This window comes from Chitinophagales bacterium, assembly GCA_020635995.1.
Lineage (GTDB): Bacteria > Bacteroidota > Bacteroidia > Chitinophagales > UBA8649 > JAFMKE01.
This window is the reverse complement of the sequence record JACJYS010000004.1, coordinates 294,106-302,451: the sequence shown is the minus strand read 5'-3', so window position 1 is coordinate 302,451 and position 8,346 is coordinate 294,106. Positions and strand designations below refer to the sequence as shown.

The 8,346-nt window shown below is 36.4% G+C and carries 2 protein-coding genes; both read right to left on the bottom strand.

The genetic code is table 11. The annotated features are described in order from the left end of the window. Positions 1-2,801 (bottom strand): proprotein convertase P-domain-containing protein (locus H6578_08525; GenBank protein ID MCB9227192.1); only part of this gene is annotated, 2,801 nt, incomplete at its 3' end. A gap of 145 nt (positions 2,802-2,946) precedes the next feature. Further along, the gene (locus tag H6578_08520) at positions 2,947-8,307 is read right to left on the bottom strand and encodes a choice-of-anchor L domain-containing protein (protein MCB9227191.1); all 5,361 of its coding nucleotides are present in this window, start codon (positions 8,305-8,307) and stop codon (positions 2,947-2,949) included. Between the last annotated feature and the right edge of the window lie 39 nt (positions 8,308-8,346).

The window sequence follows — 8,346 nt, the reverse complement described above, 5'->3', positions numbered from 1 at the left end:
CCATCTATTGAAAATTGAGCAGGAGAACTGGCAGTATCTAATATTATTTCAATAGAAGCAGCTCCATTACAAGGGGGATTAGTTACTATAGTGGTATCAACAATTACTTGTTCTATAAACAGGATATTTACCGTATCTAAAGTAGGGCAGTAGCCGGCAGAATCAAGCAAAGCGTAGTAAGCCGAACTTGAATCGGGAGTAATAGTAGGATTAAAAATAGTGGTATCATTAATAGTTCCGTCATTTGGTGTCCAAGCTATATTTGTGGCATTGCCTGTAACATTAAGTTGTACACTTTGCCCTGAACAGATAGATGTATCGTTGGCAAAATTGTATGAAAAATGAGGGATAACATTAACTGTTACGGTGTCTTTATAATTACAACTATTATCATTTCTTTTTATATCCACAATATAATCTGTAGTAGCTAAAGGAGTAGCAAAGGGAGCTTGCGTAGAATCTCCCACTAATGTTGCATTAGGTGTCCAAAATACGGTGTAATCAGTATTTAAACTACTTTGAGGGTAATAACGCCAAGCACTATTTGTAGCCGACCAAGCACCACTATTTCTTCCAGGGGTAAAACTTCCATAAGCACCGGTAAAGTTTTCCATTCCTTGGCTGGCGGTAGGGTCATCAGCATCTTGTTGACAGTTTTCACATAAAATATCAATCATATTGGTTGTTTCGTACAGTATGATTTGTCCTTTAACGGGTTCTGTAGCGGGAGTGCCTCCATTATGAACTAAGTCAAAATCAATAACCATTTTTCTGTAAGGAGCAGTACCCGAAACGAAGTAACCACTTGCTGAAGCGGAATCTACTAAATCGTCCCACATTAAAGCAATTAAACTATTAGGCATAACGGCAGTAGGAAACGGAGCATTATTAGGTATAGATGCTCCTGTGTTTAAAAATGATATGTAGCCATCAGTATAGGCTCTTACACTTGTTGAATTAGCACAATAAAACCTAAATGGGAACGGCATAGTTATAGCTTGGCTAGCTCCATTATTAGCATTAGAAAAATTAAAAGGTATTAATGTACCTTCTTCTTTATTGTAAGGTATTTCATAAACTAAATAATCAGTTTCGCAAGTTATGGTTTCGCCATCTACGGTAGCATTTAGTTGTACTGATTCACCTTCGCAGATAGTGGTGTCTTGAGGATTTGCAATTACATCAAAGCCTTCTACAAGTACGTTGTAGTCATTGGAATATTTACAGCCAAATTGGTCTTCAATAACATAAGTAAGCGTATGTACCCCAAGCGTATCAGGCTCCACAATAATACTATTGGAATCAACATTAATACCTGTTATCATTTGGTGAGGTTCCCAATGTCCTAATCCATATATCATATAAAATGAATCAATTTGAGGATATTGACATTGGTCAAAGTTTAGTTGCCAGTTGAAGATATATCCATTATCTATGGTTAGATTGTCTGTAATATTAAGGGTCCATTGTCCATTTATAGGACATCCTACAAATGTAGTAAATGGGTCTACAGGAGCATATAAACCTGGAACTTTAGTTTGCCCAACTGATAAAGTTCCTGCTTGGGTTGGACCATTTACTAGTAAACCTGTACCTGCAGGACTAAAACAATATTCAAGACCTTGACCTGGATTTGTAGTGCCATCATCTAAGGCATTTCCTAGATAAGTCCCACCACCGCCAGGATATTCTTTTAATATGGCTGTTTGACCACTAGGGCAGGTTAACGAGATTTCTAAATCTCCTAAATAGGAATGTTCCATATTAATACAAACCTCAAGAATGTCTCCACAGTTTTGAATAGTTGCATTTGAAGGGAAACTAGAGATGTTTACTGAAGTATTATATCCAGCACCATTACCGTCAGGTAAAAAAATTGAGTCTCCACTAAACAATGGTGGCTGAAAAAATTGAGTATCTCCAATGATATAATCTCCAGTTACTAGAAGCTCTCCCAAAGGTCTAGCGGTTAAAGTATCAATTCCGTTTAGACAAAGAGTTGTATCTGGTACTAGTGTATCAAAAATTGGTTCGGGAGCAACTCTAACTTTAATAACTTGGTCTTGATAATTAATACAACCATTAATATCCTCAACATTTAAGGTTAATAAATATCCTCCAGGTGCGGGGTAATAATGTGTTTGATTTTGCCCTGTTTCATTAGGTGTATTATCTCCCCAATTCCAAGAGAAAATTGAGGTTGCTTCACTTTGAGCGTATTCAGTATTATTCTCAGGGAAATTTGCATTTCCAGAAATATCTAAGGTATCTCCAGGACAGATATTAATATAAACTTCTCCATTTTCATGTACAGTATCAGGATCTGCAAATCCGATATAAGAAATAACTTCTTGACATCTTGGTTCACAACTTAAGCCGAATTCAAAATTTCCAACTGTACCATCCCCATTAGAAATAAATTCAAAAGTTAAACATCCACTTGTATTGCTTACGGTTGATTGAAATTGTGCTCCATTACCATAATTTGTATTTTCATCAAGGGGCATGTCAGGGTATGTAGGTGCTGCGGTGGAATTACCATTATATACCATAATTTGATCTCCAGTAGCTATATCCATTACATCCATTGTTGTAAATACTCCAAAACCTGGAGAGCCTGGACATATTGTTATAACAAAATTTTCATTATTACTATATGTGCTACCATTTCCCCCACTATCAAATAAAGTACCTCCTGTTGTACAATCTACATTTACTGTGGCATTAGACATATTAAAATTTTGTCCAAAAACAGCTAAACTAACAAAACTAATAATTAATAAGAAAAGTATTTTTTTCATCATAAGTACCTTTTTATAAAGTAACAATAACCTACAAAGTTACTAAAAATTAAGTTTAGCGTAAAGTTATCTTATAGTTAACAAACAAAAGCTGAACACTATAAATACGTTCAGCTTTTTGTTTTTGTTGTGTAAAACGAAAATTTTATCTTAACAAAGTAATACTTCCTTTGCGTTTTACTTCTTTATTGTCAAGGTATTTTACATACACATAGTAAGAGTAAACTCCCGGGTTTTGGTCTTTTCCTTTATAAGTTCCGTCCCAACCTTCTAACTGATTGGTACTGAAAAATATCATTTCTCCCCAGCGGTTAAATACTTTCATTTCCATTGCTTCTATCCCTTCTCCATAAATTTGAAAAGTACTATTTACATTATCAAAACTTGAAGGCGTAAAAGCATTGGGTATAAATAAATTTAAGTTATTTTCTACTTGTATAACTGTTGTAGAAGTTTGTGTACACCATACCTCATCATCGCCAATATAGCTAACTAATGCTTCATACTCCGTATAATGTTCGTAGCTTAAAACTTCCGGATTTATACAATCTGTACAGTTTAATCCTTCTGTTGGATTCCAAGATATAGCCGTAATATCATTTACCGTATAAGGACTATCTATCACTAATTCTAAACTAACTGTTTCCGATAATTGAAGTGTAGTATCGGCAGGATTAATATTAAAAGTAAAGTAATCGGGTTGGTCAACTATGGTTTGTATGGGTTGAGAAATACACTCTGTACTTGAACCTAAGTCTTGAGCCACTATTTGATTATATACTCCGGCACTTAACCCTGTAAATACAGTATCATTTTGAAAATCTACGCCATTATTTATAGAGTATAAATATCCAAACCCGGTACCGCCACTTGCCGTTAGGCTTATACTTCCAGAGTTTTCGCCCCAGCAGTTTGCCGAGTCCGGTGTAGCAATTAATACTAATGGTGTTGGTTCATTAATAGTAGTGCTAATGGTTTGTGTACAATTATTGGCGTCTGTAACAGTAACGGATACAGCACCTGAGCCTAAATTAGTAACCGTAGCCGAAGTTTGCCCATTAGCATTTGTCCAACTGTAAGTATAGTTAGGCGTTCCTCCGGTAGCTACCACCGTTGCTGTTCCATCATCATAGCCAGCACAGCTTATATCTGTAGAATCTATAGTTAAAGATAGTGGTGCAGACGGCTGTGTAACTGTGGCACTTTCTGTATAAGTACAGTTATTGGCATCTGTAACCTCTACAGTATAAGTTCCTGCACTTAAATTTGAAGCTGTTGCTCCGGTTTGATTTCCTGCATTAGCATCCCATTGATAAGCAAAAGGAGCAGTTCCTCCTGCGGTAACACTTGCCGTTAAAGTGCCATCATTGCCACCAAAACAATTTACAGGAGTCATATCAATAGCAATTTCTACTGTAGCCGGTTGATTTAATGTTACAGTTGCAGTTTCCGTACAGTTATTATCATCTGTAATGGTTAATGTGTATGTTCCGGTTGCTACATTGTTTATATCTTCTGTATTAGCAGTAAAACCATTTGAGCTACTCCAAGCATAGGTGTATGATGTAGCCACTGTTCCACCACTTACTGTAGCATCAATAGCACCAGTACTTGCACCAAAACAATCTATATCAGTTTTGCTTAAATTGATTTGTATAGCTGTAGGTTCTGTAACAGTTTCTGTTACGGTATAAGTACAGTTATTTACATCTGTAACCGTTAGGGCATAAGTACCGGCAGCTGCATTAGCTAAATCTTCATTAGAACCACCGCTATTAGTCCAACTATAAGTGTAATTTGGTGTACCGCCTTGCGTGCTTACATTTATAGCACCGTCATTGCCACCATTGCAACTTACATTAGTTATATTATCTACAGTTAATAATAAAGAATCCGGTTCTGTAATAGGTTGCGTTGAAATTGAATCTTGGCATCCATTAGCATCTGTTACTACCACTTGGTATGTTCCTGGAGCTAAGCCCGTTACAGCATTATTAGAAGGATTAGTGCCTCCATTCCAAGCGTAAGTATAATTAGGCGAGCCACCTGTAGTTGTAACTGTAGCTGTTCCATTATCTAAATCTTTGCAAGTAATATTTGTAGAAGATACATTTAAGCTAAGAGCTGTAGGTTCTGTTATTGTTGCTGAAATAGTATCTTGGCATCCTTTAGCATCGGTAAATGTTAAACTGTATGTGCCGGCACCTAAGTTATTTATGTCTTCGGTATTGGCAGTAAAGCCACTTGGTCCTGTCCACGCATAAGTAAATGGCATTATACCGTTAACAACACTTACATCAATATTTCCTGTAGTTTCGCCATTACATGTAATATTAGTATGCGTTTCAGAAAGCTGAATTTCTAAAGCTTGTTCTACGGTAATAGATTTAGTGAAACTACAGTTGCTATTGTCAGTAACAGTAACACTATAAGTGCCTTGGGTTAAGTTAAAAGCAGTGTCTGTAGTTTGATTAGCAGCAGTGGCATCCCAAGCATAGGTATATGGTAAAAATCCGCCACTTATAGAATCAATATAGGCTTTGCCGTCATTGTAGCCAAAGCAAGTAGTACTATCGCTTGCTAAAGTAAAGTAAATAGAATCTGGTTGAGTTACAACTAAAGTATCTGATGTTTGGCAATTGTTTAAGTCAGTAATTTGTACCCAATAAGTTCCCACACTTACATTTGTAATTGACGGGGTAGTAGCACTATTGCTCCAAGCATAAGTGTAGGGTAGTGTTCCTCCTGTGGTGGTAGTAAATAAACTATCGGCAGTTTGTCCATAGCAGGCAATGGTGTTTGATAAATTTATATTAGTAAGTAAGGAATCCGGTTCTTCTAAATTTACGCTAATAGAGTTATCGCAACTACTGGCTACATAAAGTACATAAATAGAATCGTATAGTCCTGGTGCTAAACCATTAAATAAAATTTCGCCACTACCATTAGAAGTGTAGGGCTGAAGTGGGTACAATACAGTTCCTTCATAATAAACGGCTACTTCGTAATTGGCATTAGCTTGTAGGCTTGTTAATGTAATAGTACCATCATTGGCATTTTTACAAGAAATATTAGTACTATCATAATTAATAGATAAACCGGCTGGCTCTGTTAGTGTAACGGAGTCTGTTATAGTACCACAATGTAAACCCGATTGGTCTGTAACGGTATAAATATAAGTGTTAGGGCCTAAATTATTAATAATAGAATCCGTACTTCCCGAAGGATTCCAAGAATAAGTTACATTACCAATGCTATTTTGAGGAGTAAGCCATAGGCTACCGTCATTAGTGCCGGGGCAGGAAATAGAAGAAGAATCTATATCAACGCTAAACTCACTTACTTCAATAAATATAGAATCAGATTGGGTACAAGCACCTAAAGAATAATCAACATAATACCATCTACTATCTGGAGGTATTACATTTGTAGCACTTGAGTTGGGACTCAATACAGTGCCGTCTTGTGTCCATTGGTAAGTGGCTGCACCACTATTAGCTCCGTTTACTATAGCTATAACACCTATCGTATCTCCAGAACAAATTCTTGGAGGTGGAGGAATATTAGCTGTTAAGCTAAAAGGAACTGCATCTATAAGTAAAATTTCAGCACTATCATAAGCTAAGTTGGTGCAAGGATTTAACAGATATAATTTTATAGTTTCAGTAGGTTCAGTTACTCCGTCATCTATAGTGTTAATATTAACGACAAAAGAAGTATCTCCGGCAGGAATAACTACGCTGTCTTCTACAAGTTGGTAGTCAACACCGTTTGTTGCCGTACCGCCTACACCAAAGTGTATGGTATAGTCATTAGGCAAAGGAGATGTAAGTTGAAAAATAAACTCACCTTCTACACAACCCTCTACAGCATTAGTGAAGGCATTACCTAAGTTAGTTTGCGAAGCCAAACTTACAGGAATAGATTGAAAACTTCCTGCTTCTAAAAAAACACCTGAATCCCATACTTCATCGCCTCCATCTGCTATAGCTAATTTGAAATGATAGGTTTGACAAGGAACGGTTAAAGCCTTAGCTTGTAAAGCATTAGTTACTCCATCGTAGCTAATCATATTTATTGCTCCATTATAATGATTTGTGTTTGTTAACACACAAGTGCTAGCTGTTGGGAAAGTAGTTGAAATACCACTATTAACAGTATTAATAGATACAGGTGTAGTTGATCCGGGTATTAATGCTACATTTTGGCTACTATAATTTGGACCTACCGGATTTGGACCTGAAATAAAAAATCCAAAAATATCATTTACAGCTCCACATACATAGTTATCAGCATTTGTTACCGGTTCAGGATATTCTTCAGAGCCCATGGCATAATTGAAAGTCAAAGAATCTCCTAATACTTGAATATCAAATTCTAAAACACAGGCATCATAGGTGTCGTATGTTTCGCCCATAGATGTTAGTAAAGCGTTTAAATTAGGATCTCCACCACCGCCAAAACTAGTAGAAGGAAAATCTCCGGGAACACCTTGTGCGTCTATTGCTTCTCCACTAGATAAGATTACACCATCTTTAATGCCCAATGCCCCAGGAGCATTTATAAAACTTCCTGAACCTGCATTATTACAATTTAAAACAGGGTTTGTAATGGTTACCCCACTTCCTGCTAAAGATTGAGCTAATTGAGCAGCATTAGTATTATTAAAAACCGTAAAACCTAATATGTTAATATTTACGTTGGTTATATCGCAAATACCATTGGGGTTGCAAACTTGTATGCTTAGCTGGTCTGTCCCTCCATTTCCTGTAGCTACTACTGCCGGATCTGGCACATAATCTACACAGTTGGTATTTCCATTTACACTTGCAGTCCCAGGATTTGGTTGCGTAGTTATAGAAATAGTACTAAAGCTATCAAGTGTGGTCATTAAATCTGAATAACAAATAGAAACACCATTGCCACTATCTACTACATTTATAGTTTCTGTAACAGGTGTCATATTGAAAACAATATTAGAAGTATCGCATAGCGTATCTACACACATTATAATACCTACAGTGTCATAACCAACGTAGTTTGTGCCACCGGCATTATAGGTAACACATGCAGGATTAGTGCCTGCTACGCCATAAGTAGGTGCAGAACTTATAGTAAATATGACATCACTACCACCAGCTAAAACTGCTTCACAAGCAAAATATGAAGCATCTTCCGGTATAGAAAAAATATGATTTTCTCCTACCGGGTTAATAGTAATGTTTACCATAGTATCTACACAAACACCAGCCATACAAACACTAACACACATAGAATCATAACCAAAGTAGTTAGGGTTTGGTGTGTAATTAACACAGTTGCCAGAGATGGTAGCTGTTCCTTCTTGAGGATTTTGGCAAATCAATACAGAATCGGCACTAATGCCTCCAGGTGTATAACTAGTATCGCATACGGTAAGTGTGTTATCCTCATTAACAAAAAAACGTTGAGCACTAACCGTTAATAGCGAAAATATTAAAGCAGTAGTAAATAAAATTTTTTTCATTAAGTAAATATAGCTAAATCTTATTTTTTAATAAAATTT

Coding starts and splice junctions, on each gene's coding strand:
- H6578_08520 (MCB9227191.1), bottom strand. CDS start 8,307: ATGAAAAAAATTTTATTTACTACTGCTTTAATATTTTCGCTATTAACG.